Annotated in this window: 23 protein-coding genes; 6 read left to right on the top strand and 17 right to left on the bottom strand. The window is 67.3% G+C overall.

Annotated features, from left to right (window positions below; genetic code table 11):
• Positions 1-6 precede the first annotated feature (6 nt).
• Positions 7-906 (top strand): LysR family transcriptional regulator, encoded by a 900-nt coding sequence (locus Q0672_RS04900; RefSeq protein WP_298620348.1) that lies wholly within the window; start codon positions 7-9, stop codon positions 904-906.
• A gap of 46 nt (positions 907-952) precedes the next feature.
• On the top strand, positions 953-1348 hold the full coding sequence (locus Q0672_RS04895) for a RidA family protein (protein ID WP_298620346.1): 396 nt from the start codon (positions 953-955) through the stop codon (positions 1346-1348).
• Here Q0672_RS04895 and Q0672_RS04890 read toward each other — a convergent pair.
• From Q0672_RS04890 to Q0672_RS04875, 4 genes are all read right to left on the bottom strand, one after another.
• Positions 1320-2357 carry an amino acid ABC transporter permease gene (locus tag Q0672_RS04890; protein WP_298620344.1) on the bottom strand — a complete coding sequence of 346 codons (1038 nt, stop codon included), beginning with the start codon at positions 2355-2357 and terminating at the stop codon, positions 1320-1322. The genes Q0672_RS04895 and Q0672_RS04890 overlap by 29 nt on opposite strands.
• The gene (locus Q0672_RS04885) at positions 2357-3319 is read right to left on the bottom strand and encodes an ABC transporter permease subunit (protein ID WP_298620341.1); all 963 of its coding nucleotides are present in this window, start codon (positions 3317-3319) and stop codon (positions 2357-2359) included. Before Q0672_RS04885 ends, Q0672_RS04890 begins: the two co-directional genes overlap by 1 nt.
• 35 nt (positions 3320-3354) lie before the next feature.
• Positions 3355-4380: an amino acid ABC transporter substrate-binding protein gene (locus Q0672_RS04880; RefSeq protein WP_298620339.1), complete on the bottom strand. Its 1026-nt coding sequence runs from the start codon at positions 4378-4380 to the stop codon at positions 3355-3357.
• A gap of 81 nt (positions 4381-4461) precedes the next feature.
• On the bottom strand, positions 4462-5061 hold the full coding sequence (locus Q0672_RS04875) for a rhodanese-like domain-containing protein (protein WP_298620337.1): 600 nt from the start codon (positions 5059-5061) through the stop codon (positions 4462-4464).
• A 46-nt stretch (positions 5062-5107) separates the two neighbouring features.
• On the opposite strand from Q0672_RS04875, the gene Q0672_RS04870 reads away from it, so the two are divergent.
• Positions 5108-5410, top strand: a complete 303-nt coding sequence (locus Q0672_RS04870) for a c-type cytochrome (RefSeq protein ID WP_284187153.1) — start codon at positions 5108-5110, stop codon at positions 5408-5410.
• Between the two features lie 21 nt (positions 5411-5431).
• Here Q0672_RS04870 and Q0672_RS04865 read toward each other — a convergent pair whose 3' ends face one another.
• The 9 genes from Q0672_RS04865 to soxC form a co-directional block, all read right to left on the bottom strand.
• Positions 5432-5896, bottom strand: coding sequence for a thioredoxin fold domain-containing protein (locus Q0672_RS04865; RefSeq protein WP_298620334.1), 465 nt, complete (start codon positions 5894-5896; stop codon positions 5432-5434).
• Between the two features lie 4 nt (positions 5897-5900).
• Positions 5901-6863: an MBL fold metallo-hydrolase gene (locus tag Q0672_RS04860; RefSeq protein WP_298620332.1), complete on the bottom strand. Its 963-nt coding sequence runs from the start codon at positions 6861-6863 to the stop codon at positions 5901-5903.
• A gap of 32 nt (positions 6864-6895) precedes the next feature.
• Positions 6896-8620, bottom strand: a complete 1725-nt coding sequence (gene soxB / locus Q0672_RS04855) for a thiosulfohydrolase SoxB (protein ID WP_298620330.1) — start codon at positions 8618-8620, stop codon at positions 6896-6898.
• A gap of 16 nt (positions 8621-8636) precedes the next feature.
• A complete protein-coding gene (gene soxX / locus Q0672_RS04850; protein WP_298620328.1) occupies positions 8637-9257 on the bottom strand; it encodes a sulfur oxidation c-type cytochrome SoxX in 621 nt (206 codons plus the stop codon).
• Positions 9258-9272: 15 nt separating this feature from the next.
• On the bottom strand, positions 9273-10079 hold the full coding sequence (gene soxA, locus Q0672_RS04845; RefSeq protein ID WP_298620326.1) for a sulfur oxidation c-type cytochrome SoxA: 807 nt from the start codon (positions 10077-10079) through the stop codon (positions 9273-9275).
• 98 nt (positions 10080-10177) lie between these two features.
• On the bottom strand, positions 10178-10489 hold the full coding sequence (soxZ, locus tag Q0672_RS04840; protein WP_298620324.1) for a thiosulfate oxidation carrier complex protein SoxZ: 312 nt from the start codon (positions 10487-10489) through the stop codon (positions 10178-10180).
• Between the two features lie 33 nt (positions 10490-10522).
• Positions 10523-10990, bottom strand: coding sequence for a thiosulfate oxidation carrier protein SoxY (gene soxY, locus Q0672_RS04835; protein WP_298620322.1), 468 nt, complete (start codon positions 10988-10990; stop codon positions 10523-10525).
• A gap of 27 nt (positions 10991-11017) precedes the next feature.
• Complete coding sequence (locus Q0672_RS04830) at positions 11018-12085, bottom strand: c-type cytochrome (protein ID WP_298620320.1); 1068 nt, start codon at positions 12083-12085, stop codon at positions 11018-11020.
• Positions 12069-13415 carry a sulfite dehydrogenase gene (soxC, locus tag Q0672_RS04825; protein ID WP_298620318.1) on the bottom strand — a complete coding sequence of 449 codons (1347 nt, stop codon included), beginning with the start codon at positions 13413-13415 and terminating at the stop codon, positions 12069-12071. Before soxC ends, Q0672_RS04830 begins: the two co-directional genes overlap by 17 nt.
• Before the next feature lie 282 nt (positions 13416-13697).
• Between soxC and Q0672_RS04820 the strand changes: the two genes are divergently transcribed.
• Positions 13698-14012 carry a c-type cytochrome gene (locus Q0672_RS04820; protein WP_153159557.1) on the top strand — a complete coding sequence of 105 codons (315 nt, stop codon included), beginning with the start codon at positions 13698-13700 and terminating at the stop codon, positions 14010-14012.
• 14 nt (positions 14013-14026) lie between these two features.
• Entirely contained in the window at positions 14027-15307 is a 1281-nt protein-coding gene (locus tag Q0672_RS04815) for an NAD(P)/FAD-dependent oxidoreductase (protein WP_298620315.1), read from the top strand.
• 78 nt (positions 15308-15385) lie between these two features.
• Here the strand turns inward: Q0672_RS04815 and Q0672_RS04810 are convergent, their stop codons facing one another.
• Together Q0672_RS04810 and Q0672_RS04805 are read right to left on the bottom strand one after the other, a co-directional pair.
• A complete protein-coding gene (locus Q0672_RS04810; RefSeq protein ID WP_298620313.1) occupies positions 15386-16507 on the bottom strand; it encodes a rhodanese-like domain-containing protein in 1122 nt (373 codons plus the stop codon).
• Positions 16508-16696: 189 nt separating this feature from the next.
• Positions 16697-17296, bottom strand: a complete 600-nt coding sequence (locus tag Q0672_RS04805; protein WP_298620311.1) for a c-type cytochrome — start codon at positions 17294-17296, stop codon at positions 16697-16699.
• 166 nt (positions 17297-17462) lie between these two features.
• On the opposite strand from Q0672_RS04805, the gene Q0672_RS04800 reads away from it, so the two are divergent.
• Complete coding sequence (locus Q0672_RS04800) at positions 17463-18008, top strand: bifunctional 2-polyprenyl-6-hydroxyphenol methylase/3-demethylubiquinol 3-O-methyltransferase UbiG (protein ID WP_153159553.1); 546 nt, start codon at positions 17463-17465, stop codon at positions 18006-18008.
• A gap of 15 nt (positions 18009-18023) precedes the next feature.
• Here the strand turns inward: Q0672_RS04800 and Q0672_RS04795 are convergent, their stop codons facing one another.
• Complete coding sequence (locus tag Q0672_RS04795) at positions 18024-18638, bottom strand: arylesterase (protein WP_284187138.1); 615 nt, start codon at positions 18636-18638, stop codon at positions 18024-18026.
• Complete coding sequence (locus Q0672_RS04790) at positions 18638-19444, bottom strand: inositol monophosphatase family protein (RefSeq protein ID WP_298620308.1); 807 nt, start codon at positions 19442-19444, stop codon at positions 18638-18640. Before Q0672_RS04790 ends, Q0672_RS04795 begins: the two co-directional genes overlap by 1 nt.
• Positions 19445-19491: the final 47 nt, after the last annotated feature.

The raw sequence follows: 19491 nt of genomic DNA, 5'->3' as shown, positions 1-19491 counted from the left end.
TGATCAATGATCGTCACCCCCCATCTCAGCCTCGACCAGTGGCGGGCCCTCATCGCCGTAGTGGAGGCCGGCGGCTACGCCCAGGCGGCCGAGGCGCTGTTCAAGAGCCAGTCGGCCGTCACCTACGCGGTGCAGAAGATCGAAACCGTGCTGGGCGTGAAGGCCTTCGAGATCCACGGCCGCAAGGCGGTGCTCACGCCCACCGGCCACATGCTGTACCGCCGGGCGCTGGCGCTGGTGGCCGAGGCGGGCGATCTGGAGCAGGCGGCGCGCAAGCTGTCGGCGGGCTGGGAGGCGGAGATCGGGCTGGCGGCAGAGGTACTCTTTCCGCCGGATCTGCTGCTGGAGGCCCTGGCGCGCTTTGGCGCCGAGGCGCCGCGGACGCGCATCGAGGTGATCGAATCGGTGCTGGGGGGCACCGTGGAGGCGCTGCTGGGCGGGACGGCCGACGTGGGTGTGACGCCGCACATCCCGCCGGGCTTTCTGGGCACGCCGCTGCTCGACGTGCCGCTGCTGGCGGTGGCGTCTCCGGGCCATCCGCTCCATCAGCTCGGGCGCGAGCTCGGCGAGAAGGACCTGCGCCCGTGGCGGCATCTGCAAGTGCGGGCGAGCGGGTCGGTGCGCGACCGGCGCAGCACCACCGTGGAAGTGGAGCAGCGCTGGACCTTTGGCAGCATGGCCATGTCGATCGCCGCGGCCTGCGCCGGGCACGGTTTTGCGTGGTATCCCGAGGCCCACATCCTGCGCGAGCTGGGGGACGGGCGGCTCAAGCCGCTGCCCCTCGGTGGCGCCGAGCTGCGGCGGGTGACGCTGTACCTGGTGATCGCCGATCCGGATTTTGCCGGCCCGGGCGTGCGGCGGCTGGCGGAGATTCTGGCCGAGGTGGCGACGGGGGCTGCGGCTTAGCGCTTCGGGTTAGGATCGGCACCCCAACTTGCAACGGAGCGCCACCATGAGCGATCGCCAGCCCATCATCCCGAAGGGGATGGAAGCGGTTTACGAAAAAATCCACTACGCGCCGGCAGTGAAGGTCGGCGACACCATCTATGTGTCCGGCCAGATCGGCCGAGACGAGCACATGCAGCTCGTCGAGCCCCGCGAGGCGCAGATCGTCCAGGCCTTCGAGAACCTCAAGAAAGTGCTGGCAGCAGCCGGCGCCGAGATGACCGACATCGTCGATCTCACCACCTTCCATACCGACATGCGCGACCTGCCGCTGTTCATGGAGGTGAAGGACCGCTACCTGACCCGCGACTACCCGGCCTGGACGGCGATCGGCGCGGCCCAGCTGTGCGGCGTGCCGGGCTACATCATCGAGATCAAGGCCGTCGCCGTATTGCGGAGCTGATCCTCGCCAGCAGCGCGCAGCCCAGCCAGTAGATGACGGCGAGGAAGAGCCAGGCTTCCAGGTAGAAGGGCCGCCATTCGCCATCCCCGGCGAGGGCGAGACCCAGCGAGCCGGTGAGCTCGTACAGGCTCACCACGGTGACCAGGGACGTGTCCTTGAACAGGGCGATGGCGCTGTTGGCCAGCGACGGCGCGGCGGCCCGCAGCACCTGGGGCAGCACGATCCAGCGCTGGGTCTGCCACGGCGAGAGGCCCAGCGCGGCGGCGGCGTCCAGCTGGCCGGGGCGGATCGCCTGCAGCCCGCCGCGGATGATCTCCGACAGATACGCGGCGGCGAACAGCACGATGGCAATCAGCACCCGCCACAGCATGTCGAGGGCCACGCCGTCCGGAAAGAACAGCGGCAGCAAAAACGACGCCACGAACAGCGCGGCGATGAGCGGAATCCCCCGCGCGAGTTCCACATAGGCCGTGAGCAGACCGCGCAGCACCGGCAGCTTCGAGCGTCGTCCGTAAGCCACCGCAATGCCTAGCGGCAGCGCGCCGGCCATGCCGCCGGCAGTGAGGAGCAGGGTCAGCGGCAGGCCGCCCCATAGTTCGGTGGGCACCGGGGCGAGGCCTGCAAAACCGCCGCCCAGCAGCGGCACGGCGGCGAATGGCGGCAACGCCAGGGCGAGCAGGGCGGTGCGTCCGCCGATGCGCCCGAAGGCGACCGCCAGCCAGCTGGCGACGATCAGCCCGGCGGCGGCGATGGGCCGCCAGCTTTCGTCGCCGGGGTAGCGACCGAGCAGGATGAAGCGGGCCTTCTCGGCCACCACGCCCCAGCAGGCGCCGGCGTGGTCGAGGGCCGTGCAGGCGGCGGCATCGGGCCTGAACGCGGCGTTCAGCACCGCCCAGCGCAGCAGCGGCGGCAAGGCCACGAGGGCGGCGGCGATAACGAGCAGCGTGAGCGCGGTGCTGAGGGCGTCGCCGAACAGCCGGCGGCGGATCGGAGCCAGCACGGTGCCCATCACGCGACACCGCCCCGCAGCACGCGCCGTTCGAGCCGGTGGCTCACCGCCGCGCCCGCCAGCGACAGCAGCAGGTACACCGCGATCACGATGGAGAGGCATTCGATGGCGCGGCCGGTCTGGTTGAGGCTGGTGCCGGCCACCGAGACGAGATCGGGGTAGCCGATGGCCACCGCCAGGGAGGCGTTCTTGAACAGGTTGAGGAGCTGGCTGGTGACGGGCGGCAGCGCGGCGCGCCAGGCCTGGGGCAGCAGCACGAGGCCGAAGGTCTGGCGCGGCGTCATGCCCATCGCCAGGGCGGCGAGGCGCTGGCCGGGGGGCAGGGCCTCGACCGCGGCGCGCAAGATCTCGGCGATGTAGGCGGCGGTGTAGATCACAAGGCCGATCAGCATCGCCAGGTATTCCGGCGTGAGGCGGGCGCCGCCGTCGATGCCGAAGCCGGCGGGCTCGGGGATCTCGAAGCCGGCCTCGCCCCACCAGGGCAGGGCCAGCCCGGATTTGCTGAGGAACACGCCGGGTGCGAGGCGCAGCGCGGCGTCGGAGGCGGGCAACAGGTCGGTGAGGATGAAATACCACGCCAGCAGCTGGAGCAGCAGCGGGATGTTACGAAAGGCATTCACGAAAGCGCTGGCGAGGCCGCGCACCAGCGGATGCTCGGCGAGCCGCCCGAAGCCCACCAGCACGCCCAGCCCCAGGGCCAGCGCCGCGCCGGGCAGGGCCAGGCGCAGGGTGTTGGCGAGGCCGGCGGCGAAGGCCAGCAGGGTCGAGTCGCCCGCATCCAGCGGGATCGCGGTCTCGCCCAGGGTGAAGCCGGCGGGCTCGAGCAGGAAATCGAAGCCGCTGCGGATGCCGCGCTGGGCGAGGTGCCCGGCGGTGGTCGTGACGAGCAGCGCCAGCAGGCCGGCGACGGCGAGGACGATCAGCGCCTGGGCGGCGATGCGGGAGAGCTGTTTTGCGTGCATTGCGGGTGTCGCGGGCGTTGGCGCCCGCGATGGAATCAGCGCAGCGGCAGGCCGTACATCAGGCCGCCCTTGTTCCACTGGGCGTTGAGGCCGCGGGGCAGCTTGAGGGGCGAGCCGGCGCCCACGTTGCGCTCGAAGAGTTCGCCGTAGTTGCCGCCGGCCTTGACGGCGCGGGCGGCCCATTCCCGGTCGAGGCCGAGGCTCTTGCCCAGGTCTTCGCCCACGCCGAGGAAGCGCTGGACGGCCGGGTCGGGCGAGGTTTTGAGGGCATCCACCTTTGCCTGGGTGATGCCCAGCTCTTCGGCTTCGACGAGCGCCTGGACTACCCATTTGACGATGGCGAACCACTCGTCGTCGCCGCGGCGGACGGCCGGGCCGAGGGGCTCCTTGGAGATGATCTCGGGCAGCACCAGGTAGTCGTCCGGATTGGGCGCTTCCTTGGTGCGGATGAAGGCCAGCGCCGAGGCGTCGGTGGTGTAGGCCTGGCAGCGGCCGCTGAAGAAGGCCTTGATGGACGGCTCGAACTTCTCGAAGACCACCGGCTTGACCTTGATGCCCTGGGCGCGGAACCAGTCGGCGAGGTTGCGTTCGGTGGTGGTGCCGGACTGCACGCAGATCTCGGCATTCTTGAGCTGCTTCGCGCTGGTGACTTTGGATTTCTTCGCCACCAGGAAGCCCTGGCCGTCGTAGTAGGTGACGGCGGTGAAGTGCAGGCCCAGGCCGGCGTCGCGGGTCAGGCTCCAGGTGGTGTTGCGGGAGAGGATGTCCACCTCGCCCGACTGGATGGCGGTGAAGCGCTGCTGGGAGTTGAGGGGCACCCAGCGCACCTTGTTCGGGTCGCCCAGCACCGCCGCGGCGATCGCCCGGCACACGTCCACGTCGAGCCCGCGCCACTGGCCCTGGCTGTCGGCGGCGGAGAAGCCGATCACGCCGGTGCTCACGCCGCAGGCGAGCTGACCCTTGGTCTTGATGGCGTCGAGGGTCTTGCCGGCGTGGGCCGGCGTGACGAAGGTGGCGAGGAGCGCGGCGGTGGCCGCGGCAAGAGTGCGGATTCGGAACATGGCAGGGGACGCGGAGAGGCCGGAGCCCCGTAGCTTACGGGCGCGGGGCCGGCGGTGCCAAGCGGCCCGAGCCGGCGGCGATCAGCGCGGGAAGTACATCTTGGCCTTGTCGAGCTTGTACGACCAGGGCAGGCCGGCGTTCTTCCAGCCATTCACGATGCGCTGGCCGGCCTTCGGGCCGTCCTTGGCGGTGTCGCCCTCGAAGCCATCCACCACGCTGTAAACACGGGTGTAGCCGGCGTTGGCGAGGAGGTCGGCGGCGTGGGCGCTGCGGTCGCCCGAGCGGCAGATCAGGATCACCCGGTCGGTCCTGGTGAGCCCTTTCTGCTTGAGGCGGGTCTCGGCTTCGGTCAGGAAATCGCTGTTGGCCATCAGCTGGTACATGCCCCTGCGGTCGTCCCAGTCGGTCATCAGCTCCTGGTGTTCGACGTAGGGCACGAGGGCGTCGGCATCACTGGGCATGCCCACGTACATGGCTTCGGCGCGGGTGCGGACGTCGAGGAAGAGGGTTCGGGCCGGTTCGCGGGAATAGATGTCGTGGGCTTCGCGGGCGGTGAGGTAGAGCTGGAGCCGGCTACGCTTGATCTCGGGCACACTGGCGGGGTCCACCTGGGCCGTGCCCGGCAGGGGAAGACCGATGACAAGCAGCGCGATCATGGCGCTGGCGGCAAAATGTTTCATACTTCCTCCGTGGATTTCATCCGATCAACCTCCGGAGAGGCAGACCATGAACGCAACGCAATTCCTGATGCTGGCGGCCGGCCTTACGGTGGCCGCGGGCGCCTGGGCCGGCAGTCCGGCCGCGGGCGAAAAGCTGGTGACCGAAAAAAACTGTGCCGCGTGCCACCAGCGCCTGATTGGCGGTGATGGCTCGAAGCTTTACCTGCGCAGCGACCGCAAGGTGAAGAGCCTGTCCCAGCTCCACGCCCAGGTGAGCTTTTGCAGCAGCCAGCTCAAGACCGGCTGGTTTCCCGAGGATGAGGAAGACGTGGTCGCCTGGCTCAATCACCGCTACTACCAGTTCAAGTAGGCCGCCAAAGCGGCGCCTGCTTCAGTGGGCCGCCGCGGCGTCGAGCCCCTGAAGCACCCGCTTCTCCAGATAGCCGCCGTATAACCCCACGCTGTCACCGCCCAGCAGCGCTTCGGCGCGCACCTGTCCACCCTTGTCGAGAAAGAGTACCGTCGGCGCAAACTTGACGCCGTAGCGGCGGGCGATGTCGGCCTGGCGCGCGAGGGTGCCATCGAAATCGGTGATCGGGCGAGGGCTGCTGATGGACACCTCGCGGATGCGCACCCGCTCGCGAAAGCGCGGGTCGTCGGGCAGGGCCGGCAGGTAGGCGTCGCGGATCGCCACGCAGTAGGGGCAGTCGGGCAGGCTGAAGAGGACGACGTAGAGCACGTCGGGCCGGGCGGCAGGGTCGTGGAGCCGTGATCCGAGCGGCCCCTTGGCGGAAGCGGGCGAACCGGCCAGGGCGAGGCTGAAGGCGAGGATCAGGGCGAGCAGGCCGGCGCGCATCGGATTAGCGGGCGAGAGATTCGCGCTCCAGGGTGAGATAGGTGCCGTAGGCGTTGATCCGGTTGGCGGCTTCGAAGGCGGGGAGATTGCTGAAGCGCCGCCAGTCGGTGCGGGCATAGGCTTCGTCGAAGGGGACCATCTCATCCACCGCCCGGCCCATCTGCTCGCGCAGGTAGATGAGGTAGTCGCGGGTGAGGGTGAGGTCGGCGGCGGCGTTGGTGGAGTGGCGGCCGTGGCCGGTGACGAGGATCTTCGGCTTGAGCGCGGCGAGCTGGTCGATGGCGACGAGCCAGCGGCGGCTGTCGGCGCTGCCCACGAAGGGAATCCGCCCGGCGAAGAGGATGTCGCCGCAGAAAACCACGCCGTCTTCGTCCACGCTGACCATCAGGTCTTCGGACGAATGGGCCGGGCCAAGAAAGCTCACCCGGAAGTGCAGCCCGCCTTCCTCGAAGCGGGTGTCGCCGTCGAGCCAGTGGTCGGCCTCGACGAGGCGGGTGGATTCATCCACCCACGGAAAGAGATCCTGCCGGCGCTGGGCGAGGCGGGCGGCGGCTTCGCCGCTGGTGAAGTAGTCGCGCCCGGCCCGGTGGGCCCACACCTCGGCACCCGCGGCCTTGAAAGCGGGCAGGCCGTAGAAGTGGTCGGCGTGGAAGTGGGTGAGGATCACGCGGCGGATCGGTTTGTCGCTGATCTTGCGGATTGCGGCGAGGAGCGCCTCGCCCAGCGCCGGCGTGCCGAGGGCGTCGATGACCACCACGCTGTCGCGGGTGACCACGAAGCCGGCGTTGCTGTTGAAGCCCTGATTGGCGCCGGACGCCATGCCCGAATCGCCCAGCACGTACCAGGCGTGTTCGGAGACGCGGATGGGCTTGAGTTCGGCCGCCACGGCCAGCCCGGCGAGCAGCGGGACAAGGACGGCGACGATGACCCGCAGCCAGGCGGGGAGGGATGCGTGGGCGCGGCTCATCGTCGTCTCCTTGATCGGGTTGGCACGGGCCTTCAGGCCATGCCGGGGTTGCCGGCCATGCCCTTGAGGGTGGGCAGGTTGAGGGGCCGGGCGCGGATCACCTTCTGGCCCTTGAGGTAGCGGGCGACCAGATCCCACACGGCTTCGCCGCCGGCGTTCCTGGCGTCCTCCGATACCGGCGCCCAGCCAGCCACCTTGTAGGTCTTGCCGGCGTCGATGGGCTTGCCGCCCAGGCGCATGTCGGTGATGCGTCTGCCCATCGCGGCGTTGGGGTCGCAGGCGTACTGCAGACCGCCCACGCGCACCATGTCGCCGCCCTGCTGGTAGTACGGGTCGGGGTTGAAGAGGTTGTCGCAGACGTCTTCGAGCACGGTCTTGATCTGCTCGCCGCTCATCATCGTGACGGTAGTCCACGGGTAGGTGATGGCGGTCTGGTCGAGCAGGTGCTCCATCCGGATGGTGTCGCCGGGCAGCAGGCTGGTGCCCCAGCGAAAGCCCGGCGAGAAGGCGATCTCGGCGTTCTTCTCGGCGAGCAGCGCGTCGAGGATGAGCTGGTCCCACGAGCCGTTGAAGTTGCCCCGGCGATACAGCAGGCCTTCGCTCACCGCGAGCTTCTCGGCGAGCTTGCCCTCATACGGTGCGCGCATCTTCTTGATGAGGGCGTCCATCGTCGGGTCGGCGGGGATCAGGTTGGCGAAGACGGGCAGCAGCTTGTAGCGGAAGTCGACCACCTTGCCGGCCTTCACGTCGAGATCCAGCACGCCCAGGTACTTGCCGTTGGAGCCGGCGTTGGTGACCAGCGTCTGGCCGCCGGCGTTCTTCACGATCACCGGCGCGGGCACGCCGTCGTGGGTGTGACCGCCGAGGATGGCATCGACGCCGCGCACCCGGCTCGCCATCTTCAGATCCACGTCCATGCCGTTGTGGGACAGCACGACCACCACCTGGGCGCCGGCGGCGCGGGCTTCGTCGACCACCTTCTGCAGGTTGTCGTCCTGGATGCCATAGCTCCAGTTGGGCACCTGCCAGCGCGGGTTGGCGATGGGCGTGTAGGGGAAGGCCTGGCCGACGATGGCCACCGGCACGCCGTTGATGTTGCGGATCACGTAGGGCTTGAACACCGGGTCGCCGAAGTCGGCGGTCTTGATGTTCTGGGCGACGATATCCACCTTGCCGGCGAAATCCTTCTCCTCGATCTCCTTGACGCGGGCTTCGCCGTAGGTGGCTTCCCAGTGGAGCGTCATCACATCGACGCCCAGCGCCTTGCAGGCATCGACCATGTCCTGGGCGTTGGTCCACAGGCTGAGGCCGGAGCCCTGCCAGGTGTCACCGCCATCGAGCAGCAGCGCGCCGGGCCGGCTGGCCTTGAGCTGCTTGACCAGCGTGGCGAGGTGGGCGAAGCCGCCGACCTTGCCATACGTCTTGGCGGCCTTCACGAAATCCAGATACGTGAAGGCGTGAGCCTCCGGTGTGCCGGGGCGGATGCCGAAGTGGCGCAGCAGGTTCTCGCCGACGAGGTGCGGCACCTGGCCGGCCATCGGGCCGACGCCCAGGTTCACGTCCGGCTCGCGGAAGTGGATCGGCAGGAGCTGCGCGTGGCAGTCGGTCATGTGGAGCAGGCTCACCGAGCCGAAGCGCGGCAGGTCGTACATGCGTGCGGCGGACTTGGCAGCCTCGGACGGATTGCTGTGCAGCGCCAGGCCGCCGGCCGCGGCAACGGCCAGCACCTGGAGGAAATCCCGACGGTTCATGGACATGCGATGGACTCCGTTCTCAATCTTTGTTCACGGGCGATTCGGGATCGACCAGGAAGGCGACGATGTGGGTGATCTGCTCGGGCGTCAGCCAGTTGTGCAGCCCGAAGCGCGGCATGTTCGTGCACGCGGTGAAGGCGTTGGAGTTGTAGATCTTGTCGTAGGTGTACTTGATGATCTCGTCGCTGTTGCCGCGCAGCTTGCCGAAGTGCTGGAGGCTCGGGCCGATGGTGCCGTAGGCGACTTCCTTCTTGGCGAGCTGGTGGCAGGCGTAGCAGTTGCCGCCACGCACGCGGCCCGGCGGGTCGGGCTGGATGAAGCCGATGTGGCCGCCGGTGCCCACCGCGGCGAGCTTTTCGCCTTCCTTCCAGTCACCGATGAGCTTGCCTTCGACGGGGTAGCGGATCGTGGCCTGCTGGGCTTTCTCGATCTGGGCGCGCACCTTGGGCGGCGGGTTGTCCTTGTACTGGCTGCACAGGCGCATGGCCTCGTCCTGGTCGAGACGGGTCATCCAGTATTTCGGGTTGTCGGGGCGGAAGGAGCTCCGGAAGATCTGCTCGGCCTGGAAGGCGACCGGATCGGCCGCATGGATGCCGGTGGCGCCCAAAGCGAGGAGGGCGGCGATGAAGGTGTTTTTCATGGTCGTCTCCGGGGCTCAGCGCTTGATGCCGGGGGTCTGCATCACGGTGCCGCTGGCGGTCTTCTGGAGGAAGACTTCCAGCGCGATGATGGAATCGGCTAGGTATTGGGGCTCGGGCCAGCGGGCCTGGCGCATGCAGTCGATCAGGCGCCGCTGCATCGTCCACACCGCGCCCTGGGATACCCGGTACGACGGCCAGGTGCTCATGGCGGTGCCGGCGCCGGCCTGGGTGGTGAGGTTGCCGAGCTCCTGCAGGCGGATGCGCTTGCCTTCCTGGCCGTGGCAGATGGCGCAGGAGAAATCCTGCGGGCCGCTGCGGCGGTAGAAAATGTATTCGCCCACCTTCGCCATCCGCGCTTCTTCGGGGTGGCGCGCCGGCACATTGATCTTCACGCCGTTGGACTTGCCGCCGATGTAGGTGACCAGCGCCTCGATGTCGGAATCCTGGCCGGGTCTCGAGTACCAGTTCTTCGTGGCTTCGGCCTGGGTGAAGCCCTGCAGGCTCACCATGCAATGGACGACGCGGGATTCAGCGTCCATCACCTTCTTGGTGTCGGCAAAGTAGCGCGGGAGCTGGGCGTAGGCGCCGTCGAGCTTGCCCGGGCCGAGGCCCATGTCGCATTGCTCGAGGCTGGCGTTCTTCGGGCCGCGGGGTTTCTTCCAGAGCTCTTCGCCCTTGGCTTCGAGGAGCTCGGCGGGGTTGCCGTCGGCCAGCATCTCCCGGTATTTGGCGATCTCGTCCATCGTGCCGCCTTGCCCGAAGGCCGGGCCGGCGAGGGCGATGGCGGCGGTGGCCAGCGCGGTGCGCAGGTTGGGCTGCATGTGTCTTCCTCCTTCTGGTGGGGGCCGTGCCGCCTTGGGGCGGTCTGTGGGTCGGCTTGCGGGGGCGCTGCCGGCGTATCGGCCGGCAGCGCCGGGCATCAGGCGATCTGCACTTCGTCGGTGCGCTTGTCGCCCTTGCTATCCACCCAGCTCACCGCGAGCTTGTCGCCCTTGGCGCCGCCCTTGAACTTGAAGGCCAGGTAGGGGTTCTTCGAGATCGCCGTGCCAAACTGGCCGGCCAGCACCTGGCGGCCGTTGTGCTCGGCGGTGATTTCGGTGATGAAATGGGCCGGCACCAGGTTGCCGGACGAATCCTTGCGCTGCCCAGTTTCCATCTCGTGGCTCATCAGGATCTTCACTTCGGTGATGCCATCCTTCGCGCTTGCGCGAATCTTCATCGGATCTGCCATTTCGATTCCTTTCTGTAATGAAGCGCGCAGGGCTCAGCCGCCGCAGCCGCCGAGGGTGACCTTGATTTCCTTCTTCGCCATGTAGAACTTGCCGCCGGCCTTCACGAGGGCATACACGTCGGAGGTCTGGCCCATCTTCACGCGGGTCTGCACCGAGGGTTCGGTGCCGGCGGGCAGGGTGAAGCTGGCGGCGAGCGGGTTCGGGTTCTTCTCGACGAGGATGGCGATGGCCTCGACACCGGCCAGCGTCGACACCACGCCTACCGGCACCACGGCGCCGTTCTCGGCGATGTCCGGGGCGGTGAGCTGCACATCGGCGGAGTTGGCCGGGGCGGTGGCGCCGAGGGCCTTGAGGGTTTCGTCGATGGTCTTGGCGTCGAAGGCGGCCTTGTTCCACTCGGCGCGAGCCTCGCCCGGGGTGAGCAGGCCGGCGGCGGCCAGCAGGCCGAACAGGCCGAGCCCGCCGCCGGCCTTGAGGATTTCACGGCGTTGGTTGTTCATGGGTCTCTCTCCTTGGTTGATCCTGGGTTACTGCGCCTTGGCGCCAGACAAAATCCACTTCACGAGGCGGCGGATGTCGTCATCCTTGAGCTGGCTCTGGGGCGGCATGGGGATCGCCCCCCATGCGCCCTGGCCACCCGCTCTCACCTTCGCGGTCAGCTTGGCCTCGGCGTCGGTCTGGCCCTTGTAGCGGGCGGCGACCTCGTTGTAGCCGGGGCCGACGATCTTGTTCGCCACGCCGTGGCACGCCATGCAGCCGCTGTCACTGGCGAGCTTTGTGGCGGCGGCGTTGTCGCTCTGGGCTGCGGGCCTGGCCTCGGCCGGCGCCTTGCCGGACGTGTCCTTGCCGCGTACCGGGCCCACCGGGCGGTTCTGCTCGGCGAGGTTGCCGTGGGCCGTCTCGGCATACACCGGGAGCAGCGAGCCGACCTTCACCTCGGTCTTGCAGTTACTCATGCAGGCGATGCTCTTCACGTCCGGCTTGCCGCCGTTGCCGATGCCGCCCTTGCTGGCGGGCGCACCGGGCCACAGGCCGTGGTTGGTGGTCATGCCGTTGCGGTTGGGCATGCGGGCCTGGGCTTCGGCGATGTTCTTGTCGGTGAGCACGAAGTCGCCGGGCACCACCTCGGCCAGGTTGAGCAGGTAGGCCACCAGGCCGTACACCTCGTCGTTGGTGAGCGACTTGGGCGCGGTGAGGGGCATCGCCCGGTTGATGTAGTCGAACAAGGTGGAGACGGTGGCGACCTTCATGATCGCGCTGCGCTGGGGGGCGTCGCCCTTGACCAGCGACAGCACGTGGCCGGTCTTCACGTCGTCCTTGGTGGTGCCGCCGATCAGCGGGGTGTGCACCTCGTTGGATTCGCCGAAGCTGCCGTGACAGGACGCGCACTTGGCTTCCCAGGTTTCCTGGCCCTGATCGACACTGCCGCTGCCGGGGCGCAGGCCCTTGAAGTCGGGGCGCACGTCGATGTCCCAGGCGTGGATCTCGGCCGGTTTGGCGGCGCGGCCCACGCCGGCGTACTTGCCGTCGGCCAGGGCGCCGGTGGCGCAGGCAGCCAGGGCGATGGCGACGAGAGTCTTAGAGAACCTGGACATTGCTCACCTCCCCGCTTTCAGCAACCTTCCACGACTGGATGGCGTTGTTGTGGTAGATCGACTTGGTGCCGCGCACCGCGCGCAGCTGGCCGTAGGAGGGTTGGACGTAACCGGTCTCGTCCACCGCGCGGGATTGGAGGATCGCGGGCTTGCCGTCCCACACCCAGTCGATGTTGAAGCGGGTCAGGCACTTGGAATTGACCGGGCCCTCGATCCGCGCCCGGCGCCAGTTGATGCCGCCGTCGGTGGATACGTCAACTTGCTTGACCTTTCCGCGCCCGGACCAGGCCAGCCCCGAGATGTTGTAGAAGCCTTTATCCAGCAGGATCTGCCCGCCGGACGGGGTGGTGATGACCGACTTGCATTCCTGCGTGGAGGTGTATTGGCGGTGCTGGCCGTCGGGCATCAGGTCGATGTAATGGATCGCCTCGTCCTTGGTGGCCCAGGGCTTGTCGCCCACCTCGATGCGGCGCAGCCACTTCACCCAGCTCACGCCCTGCACGCCGGGCACCACGAGGCGCAGCGGGTAGCCGTTTTCGGGGCGCAGCATCTCGCCATTCTGGCCGTAGGCGACCAGCACTTCGTCGGACTGCACGAGTTCGATGGGGATGGTGCGCGTCATCGACGAGCCGTCGGCACCCTCGGCGAGCACGTACTTCGCCTTCTTCCAGTCGATGCCGCAGTCTTCGAGGATCAACCTCAGGGGCACGCCGGTAAATTCGGAGCAGCTGAGCATGCCGTGGCTGTACTGCACGGTGGGCACGGCCACGTTGCCCCATTCCATGCCGGTGTTGGCGCCACATTCGATGAAGTGCATCCGCGACACCGGTGGCAGGCGCAGGATGTCATCGACGGTATAGACCTTGGGCTGCTTCACGAAGCCTTCGTCGGTGCCGTGCACCATCAGGCGGTGCTTGGACGGATCGATGTCGCTCCAGCCCTGGTGGTGACGCTCGAAGTGCAGGCCCGACGGGGTGATGATCCCGAACAGGCCCTGCAGCGGCGTGAAGGCCACCGACACCTGCGACATCCGCGTGAGGCCCGGCGATTCGCGGCGCTGCAGGCCCTTCTCGTACTGGGAGGGCAGGCCGTAGGGGCGGGCGGCGACGGGCTGGCCGAGGCTGGTGGTCCACGGCGGCAGGGTCAAGATGTTGGGATCGCCGTCCTCGGCGCGCACGATGGCCGGGGCGGCCATGGCGGCGGAGGCGGTGAGGAAGGCTTTGCGCAGGAAGTCGCGGCGTCCGTCCTTGACCTCGGCGATGTCCGCTTCGGTCAGGAAGTGCTCGGGCGCCGGGCGCACGCGTCCGCGCTGGGTTGGCTGGTCTGCCATGGGTGTGTCTCTCCCTTGTTCCAGTGGTCGGTGTCGAGGGAGGCGGGCATCGGGGCGTGCGCAATTAAGTTTTTTTCTCCCTTGATCTCAAACAATTTATAACCATAAACTAATATAGTCAATTGCTAATATTGGTGCGGTGCGGAAGCGCGCGCGGCGATACAAGCTTTGACGAAAGGCCGCACCACGACGGTCATGGCAGCTTGCCGATGCAGGCTGTCACGGAGAACAATAAGCTGGCTCAACTGCTCGCCGCGCCCGCGGCTTCAAGGAGGAGAAGTGATGAAACTGCTTCGATGGATTTCGGCCCTGTGCCTGGTCGGCGCGGTCGGTGCGGCCCAGGCCGCGGGCCAGCCCGACCCGAACCTGGCCCGCAATCTGGCCGCCACCTGCGCCAACTGCCACGGCACCAACGGCCGTGCGGTGGCTGGCGCCGGCAACGACGCGCTGGCCGGCGTCGACAAGGACAAGCTCATGCAGAAGCTGCGTGACTTCCGGTCCGGCGCCAAGCCCGCGACGATCATGCACCAGATCTCGAAGGGCTATACCGAAGCCCAGCTCGAGCTGATCGCGGCGTACTTCGCCGCCCAGAAATGAGGGGGCCCGGAACCATGCAGAATCGACGCGATTTCCTGAAGACGGCCGCCCTTGCTGGCGGAGCGCTCGCAGTGCCGATGCTCGGTGGCTGCGCCCTGGGCGGAAGCCGGCCCCGCGGCCATGTGGTGGTGGTGGGCGGCGGTTACGGCGGGGCCACGGTGGCCAAATACCTGCGCATGTGGAGCGAGCGGGGCGTGGATGTGACCCTCGTCGAGCGCAGCCCGCAGTTCATCTCGTGCCCGATCTCCAACCTGGTGATTGGCGGCGACAAGACGATGGCCGACATCACCATGAGCTATGACGGCCTGCGCAGCACCTGGGGCGTGAAGGTGCTGCAGGACAGCGTCACCGCCATCGACGCCGCCGGCCGCAAGGTGACGCTGGCCTCGGGCGGCGTGCTGAGCTACGACCGGCTGGTGATGTCGCCGGGGGTGGATTTCATGTTCGACCAGGTGCCGGGTCTCGAGACCGAGGCGGCTCAGGCGGTGGTGCTCCACGCCTGGAAGGCGGGCGCGCAGACCGTTGCCCTGCGCAAGCAGCTGGAGGACATGAAGGACGGCGGCGTGTACGCGCTGTCAATCCCCAAGGCGCCTTACCGTTGCCCGCCCGGGCCCTACGAGCGGGCGTGCCTGGTGGCCAACTACCTCAAGCAGAAGAAGCCGAAATCCAAGGTGCTGGTGCTCGACGCCAACGAGGAGATCACCTCCAAGAAGGGGTTGTTCACCAAGGCCTTCGAGAAGTACGCGGGCATCCTCGAATACCGCCCGAACAGCGAGCTGCGCGAGGTGGATGCAGCCAACCGCACCGCGATCCTCGAGTTCGACAAGGTGAAGGCCGACGTGTTCAACGTGGTGCCGCCCCAGCGCGCGGGCGACATCGCGGCGAAGTCTGGCGTGAAGCTCATCAACGGCCGCTGGGTGGATATCAACTGGCAGACCTTTGAATCGGTGAACACCCCGGGCGTGCATGTGATCGGCGACGCGATCTTCCCGGCGCCGACCATGCCCAAGTCTGGCCACATGGCCAACCAGCACGCCAAAGTGACGGCGGCAGCGATCCTCAACCTGCTGGCGGGCGAAGCGCCCAACCCGGCGCCCGTGGTGATGAACACCTGCTACAGCTTCGTGGATTCGAAGAACGTGATCCACGTGACCTCGGTGCATCAGTACGACGCCGAGAAGAAGACGGTGCTGCCGGTGCCGGGCTCCGGTGGTGTGTCGGCGGCGGCCAACGAGATCGAGGGCAAGGCCGCGATGGCCTGGGCCCGCAACATCTGGGCCGACATGCTGGTGTAAGCCTAACCTGCACTCACCACGAAAAATCCGGCCACCTGATCCAGGTGGCCGGATTTTTTTTCGCCGGGCTGGCGGAGATTACTCCGTGATGGTGTAACCGCCGTCGGCGGTCCATTTGATCTCGGCGTCGATGAAGTAGGTTTGCAGCTGGGGCCGCAACTGCTTGGCCAGATCGTGGGCGTCGCCGCTGCGCCCGCCGGCACCGCAGAAGAACACGATGGGTTTGTCGGACGGCAGTTCGGCGATCCGGCTTTCGAGGGTCTTGATCGGGAAGTTGATGGCGCCCTTGAAGCTGCCTTTGGCGAATTCCGCGGGATCGCGCACGTCGATCAGGTGGATGGTGTCGGGTGCCTGACGGTATATCCGCTCGAAGGACGCAACGGTGATCGTGCTGGTGTCACGCCCGACCTGGATCGCGGGCCTGGCGGGTGTCTCGGACGTCGGGCCCGGGCCGTAGAGGCGCACCCACTCGGGGTAGCCTTCGGGCACCACCTTGACTCGCGTGTAACCCAGTTTCACCGCTCGTGCGGCCGAGTCTGAACTCAGCGTGCAGGCGAGGCCTTCGCAGTAGAAATACAGGGGACTGGTCTTGTCGGTGGGCAGTCGGTCGATGAGCTTGTCGAACTGCAGATCCGGGATGCTGATTGCCCCGGGGATGTGCCCCTTGTCGTACTTGCGCTCCTTGGGGCGAGAGTCGATGAGCGTCATGGGCGCGCCTTCGTCCTGGAGCTTCTTGATGAAGGGGACGGAGACGGCACCGATGTGGCCCTGCTTGATCCAGTCGGGGTAGCCCGCGGCGTACACGTGAATCCGGGTGTAGCCGAGCTTCTCGGCCTTGAAGGCGGAGTTGTGACTGAGCAGGCATTCAAAGCCGTCGCAGTAGAAGATCAGCAGGGTTTGCTTGTCGGCCGGGAGCTTGTCGATGAGCTTCTCGAACTGGCTGTCCGGAATGTTGACGGCGGTCGGGATGTGCCCCGGATCGTACTTGCGGGCGGTGGGGCGTGAATCGACGATCAGGACGCCATCCGGTTTTGGGAGGACGGCATAGCCGGCGACGAAGCCGGCATCCACGAGCTGGTGATACCAGCCTTCCCTGGATGCCGTTGCAACGGGTGTTTCGGCCGCGTGTGCGGGGAGGGCAGAGATCAGACCAAGGGTTGCGATGGCGGCAGCAAGTGCAAGCGTTCGGTGGAGCTTCATGGACGTCTCCAATCATGAACTTCGGGCGCCGGGCTTGAAATGGCCCCCGACTGGCCTGGGTGCAGGTACCCGATTGATTTTCGCGCGAATAGGTGGGGGCGGTCGGACTAATCGGCAGCGTTCTGATCAAGGTCAAACGCTGCCGTGGTGGCAGGCTCCCCACGTGGCTTGCCGGCCACCGTTGGGCACCTATTCCAGCGTCGAGATGAAGCTTGCGACGGCTTTGACTTCGAGCTCGGAGAGCTTCGAGGCGATGGAGTGCATCACCGCGTTGTCGTTGTTGCGCTCGCGGGTGTTGAACTGCTTGAGCTGGTTCTCGATGTACAGCGCCTGCTGGCCGGCAAGGCGCGGCAGTTGCGGCGTGCCGTAACCCTTGGGGCCGTGGCACGACACGCAGGCGGCCACGCCGGAATACTGGTTGCCCTTGGTGAAGATGTAGCGGCCCACGCCGGAGAGGTCCGGATCGGCGCTCTGGCTGTGGGTGGCGGGTTTCTTCTGGAAGAACTCGCCCAGGGCCTTCATCTCTTCCGGAGTCAGGTCGGCGGCCATCCCGGCCATGGTTTCGCTCTTGCGCTTGCCGCTCTTGAAGTCGGCGAGCTGCCGGGCGATGTAGTCGGCGTGCTGGCTGGCGAGGCGCGGGTAGAGCGCCGAAGCGGCTTCGCCTTCCATGCCGTGGCAGATGAAGCAGCGCCCGCCGACGATCTCTTCGGCACGTTTCAGGTCGGCGGCCAGCGCACCGCCGGCGGCAAGCAGAAGCCCCAGTCCGGCGGCGATGAATCTCCCGTTCATGTATGTCTCCTCGTTCTGGTTTTAGGTCGGGGAAAGACTATCAGAATCTGGTGATTTACTAAATTACCCGTGACTGGCTGGCGGCTGCGCACGGGAACTGCCGGACGCGGCGCCCATCTGACAGAATGAACGCCATTCCAATACTGATTCGGGAGCCCGATTGCCGATGCGCCATGCTGCCTCTCTGACCCCGTCGCCGTGGGTCACCCGTTTTGCTTCACTGATCACCTCCGGCGGCGAAGTGCTCGACTTTGCGTGCGGGAGCGGTCGTCATGCGCGCTGGCTGGCGGGTCGGGGATTTCGGGTCGAGGCGGTGGATCGGGACGCCGTGGCGCTCGAGCTGCTGGCCGGGGTGCCGCACCTCACCACCCGCGAGGCCGACATCGAGGAAGGGCCGTGGCCCTACGCCGGGCGTCACTTCGACGCGATCATCGTTACCAATTATCTCTTCCGCCCGCGGCTGCCCTTGCTGCTGACGGCGCTCAATCACGGCGGGGTGCTGATCTACGAGACCTTCATGGTGGGCAACGAGCGCTTCGGCAAGCCGAGCAATCCGGATTTCCTGCTGCGCTCTCACGAGTTGTTCGAACGGGTGGCCGACACCTGCACGGTGCTGGCCTACGAGCAGGGCGAGGTGGCCGAGCCTAAGCCGGCGGTGATCCAGCGCATCTGCGCGGTGAAGGGGCACAATCCGTCGCTGCGCCTGCCCTGAGCGGGCGGAGCGAACCTAGCGCAGCAGCGGCTTGAGTTCGCGCCAGATGGTGTCGAGGATCTTCGGCTGAGCCTCGGCGGTGGGGTGAATGCCGTCCTGCTGGAAGTGATCCGGCTTGTCGGCGAAGCCGGCCATCATGAAAGGCACGAGCCGGACCTTGTTGGTCCGGGCGAGATCCTGATACGTCCTGGCGAACCGCGCGGTGTAGTCGGGACCGTAGTTGGGCGGCATCTGCATGCCCACCAGCAGCACCCGAGCGCCGGCCTGGCGGCTGGCGTCGATCATCGCCTGCAGGTTGGCGTTCATGGCCGGGATGGGCAGACCGCGCAGGCCGTCGTTGGCGCCCAGTTCGATCACCACCACCGAAGGCCGGTGGGCCTGCAGCGCGGCCGGCAGCCGGCTGCGCCCGCCAGCGGTGGTCTCGCCGCTGATGCTGGCGTTTACAACCTTGAGGGGCAGTTTCGATTCGTGCAGACGCAGCTCGAGCAGCGCCGGCCAGGCTTCGGTGGGGCGCAGGCCGTAACCCGCCGACAGGCTGTCGCCCCACACCAGCACCGTGCCGGCAAATGCGGGCGCTGCCATCAGCAGCAGGCTCGCCAGCAGGGTGCGGAGGAGGGCGACGGCGCGCATCAGGCGGGGATCTTGTCGGCGCAGTGGCCCTGGATGATCTGCATGAGCGGGGGGAACACCTTGGGCGTGCCGGCGACGATGTTGCCGGTGGTGAGGTAGTCGGATTCACCGGCCAGATCGCTCACCAGGCCGCCCGCCTCGCTGATCAGCAGGCTGCCGGCAGCCATGTCCCACGGGGACAGACCGAATTCCCAGAAGGCGTCGAGACGGCCGGCGGCCACGTAGGCCAGATCCAGCGACGCGGCGCCCGGACGGCGCAGGCCGGCGGTCTTCTGGGTGAGCTCCTTGAAGATGGCGAGGTAGGTGTCGACGTTGCCGAACTGGCGGTACGGGAAACCGGTGCCGACCAGGGCTTCCTGCAGGCGCAGGCGCTTGGAGACGCGGATGCGGCGGTCGTTCAGGAAGGCGCCGGCGCCCTTGGAGGCGGTGAACATCTCGTTGCGGTTCGGGTCATAGACGACCGCCTGCTCCACCACGCCGCGGCGGGCCAGGGCGATGGAGATGGCGTATTGCGGGAAACCGTGAATGAAGTTGGTGGTGCCGTCGAGGGGGTCGATGATCCACTGGTACTCGGTCTCGGCCTCCGGACCGGTCTCGCCGGACTCTTCTGCTAAAATGGCGTGGGTCGGATAAGCATCGCGCAGCACTTGAATGATGGCTTCTTCGGCAGCCCGGTCGACTTCGGTGACGAAGTCGTTGGGCGACTTGGATTCGACCCGCAGGAGTTCGACGTCGTTCGAAGCCCGGTTGATGACGGCGGCGGCACGGCGTGCGGCCTTGATGGCGATGTTCAGAGTGGGATGCATGGGTGTCTGGCAAGGTTGGCCGGCCCGGGCAGGATTGCCCCCACCGG

This window comes from uncultured Zoogloea sp., from assembly GCF_937894855.1.
In the GTDB taxonomy this organism is placed as follows: domain Bacteria; phylum Pseudomonadota; class Gammaproteobacteria; order Burkholderiales; family Rhodocyclaceae; genus Zoogloea; species Zoogloea oryzae.
This window is presented reverse-complemented; position numbering and strand designations above follow the sequence as displayed.

What these genes read in the sequence shown, in the direction of transcription:
- Q0672_RS04900 (WP_298620348.1), top strand. Translation starts at nt 7, where the DNA reads ATGATCGTCACCCCCCATCTCAGCCTCGACCAGTGGCGGGCCCTCATC.
- Q0672_RS04895 (WP_298620346.1), top strand. Translation starts at nt 953, where the DNA reads ATGAGCGATCGCCAGCCCATCATCCCGAAGGGGATGGAAGCGGTTTAC.
- Q0672_RS04890 (WP_298620344.1), bottom strand. Translation starts at nt 2,357, where the DNA reads ATGGGCACCGTGCTGGCTCCGATCCGCCGCCGGCTGTTCGGCGACGCC.
- Q0672_RS04885 (WP_298620341.1), bottom strand. Translation starts at nt 3,319, where the DNA reads ATGCACGCAAAACAGCTCTCCCGCATCGCCGCCCAGGCGCTGATCGTC.
- Q0672_RS04880 (WP_298620339.1), bottom strand. Translation starts at nt 4,380, where the DNA reads ATGTTCCGAATCCGCACTCTTGCCGCGGCCACCGCCGCGCTCCTCGCC.
- Q0672_RS04875 (WP_298620337.1), bottom strand. Translation starts at nt 5,061, where the DNA reads ATGAAACATTTTGCCGCCAGCGCCATGATCGCGCTGCTTGTCATCGGT.
- Q0672_RS04870 (WP_284187153.1), top strand. Translation starts at nt 5,108, where the DNA reads ATGAACGCAACGCAATTCCTGATGCTGGCGGCCGGCCTTACGGTGGCC.
- Q0672_RS04865 (WP_298620334.1), bottom strand. Translation starts at nt 5,896, where the DNA reads ATGCGCGCCGGCCTGCTCGCCCTGATCCTCGCCTTCAGCCTCGCCCTG.
- Q0672_RS04860 (WP_298620332.1), bottom strand. Translation starts at nt 6,863, where the DNA reads ATGAGCCGCGCCCACGCATCCCTCCCCGCCTGGCTGCGGGTCATCGTC.
- soxB (WP_298620330.1), bottom strand. Translation starts at nt 8,620, where the DNA reads ATGTCCATGAACCGTCGGGATTTCCTCCAGGTGCTGGCCGTTGCCGCG.
- soxX (WP_298620328.1), bottom strand. Translation starts at nt 9,257, where the DNA reads ATGAAAAACACCTTCATCGCCGCCCTCCTCGCTTTGGGCGCCACCGGC.
- soxA (WP_298620326.1), bottom strand. Translation starts at nt 10,079, where the DNA reads ATGCAGCCCAACCTGCGCACCGCGCTGGCCACCGCCGCCATCGCCCTC.
- soxZ (WP_298620324.1), bottom strand. Translation starts at nt 10,489, where the DNA reads ATGGCAGATCCGATGAAGATTCGCGCAAGCGCGAAGGATGGCATCACC.
- soxY (WP_298620322.1), bottom strand. Translation starts at nt 10,990, where the DNA reads ATGAACAACCAACGCCGTGAAATCCTCAAGGCCGGCGGCGGGCTCGGC.
- Q0672_RS04830 (WP_298620320.1), bottom strand. Translation starts at nt 12,085, where the DNA reads ATGTCCAGGTTCTCTAAGACTCTCGTCGCCATCGCCCTGGCTGCCTGC.
- soxC (WP_298620318.1), bottom strand. Translation starts at nt 13,415, where the DNA reads ATGGCAGACCAGCCAACCCAGCGCGGACGCGTGCGCCCGGCGCCCGAG.
- Q0672_RS04820 (WP_153159557.1), top strand. Translation starts at nt 13,698, where the DNA reads ATGAAACTGCTTCGATGGATTTCGGCCCTGTGCCTGGTCGGCGCGGTC.
- Q0672_RS04815 (WP_298620315.1), top strand. Translation starts at nt 14,027, where the DNA reads ATGCAGAATCGACGCGATTTCCTGAAGACGGCCGCCCTTGCTGGCGGA.
- Q0672_RS04810 (WP_298620313.1), bottom strand. Translation starts at nt 16,507, where the DNA reads ATGAAGCTCCACCGAACGCTTGCACTTGCTGCCGCCATCGCAACCCTT.
- Q0672_RS04805 (WP_298620311.1), bottom strand. Translation starts at nt 17,296, where the DNA reads ATGAACGGGAGATTCATCGCCGCCGGACTGGGGCTTCTGCTTGCCGCC.
- Q0672_RS04800 (WP_153159553.1), top strand. Translation starts at nt 17,463, where the DNA reads ATGCGCCATGCTGCCTCTCTGACCCCGTCGCCGTGGGTCACCCGTTTT.
- Q0672_RS04795 (WP_284187138.1), bottom strand. Translation starts at nt 18,638, where the DNA reads ATGCGCGCCGTCGCCCTCCTCCGCACCCTGCTGGCGAGCCTGCTGCTG.
- Q0672_RS04790 (WP_298620308.1), bottom strand. Translation starts at nt 19,444, where the DNA reads ATGCATCCCACTCTGAACATCGCCATCAAGGCCGCACGCCGTGCCGCC.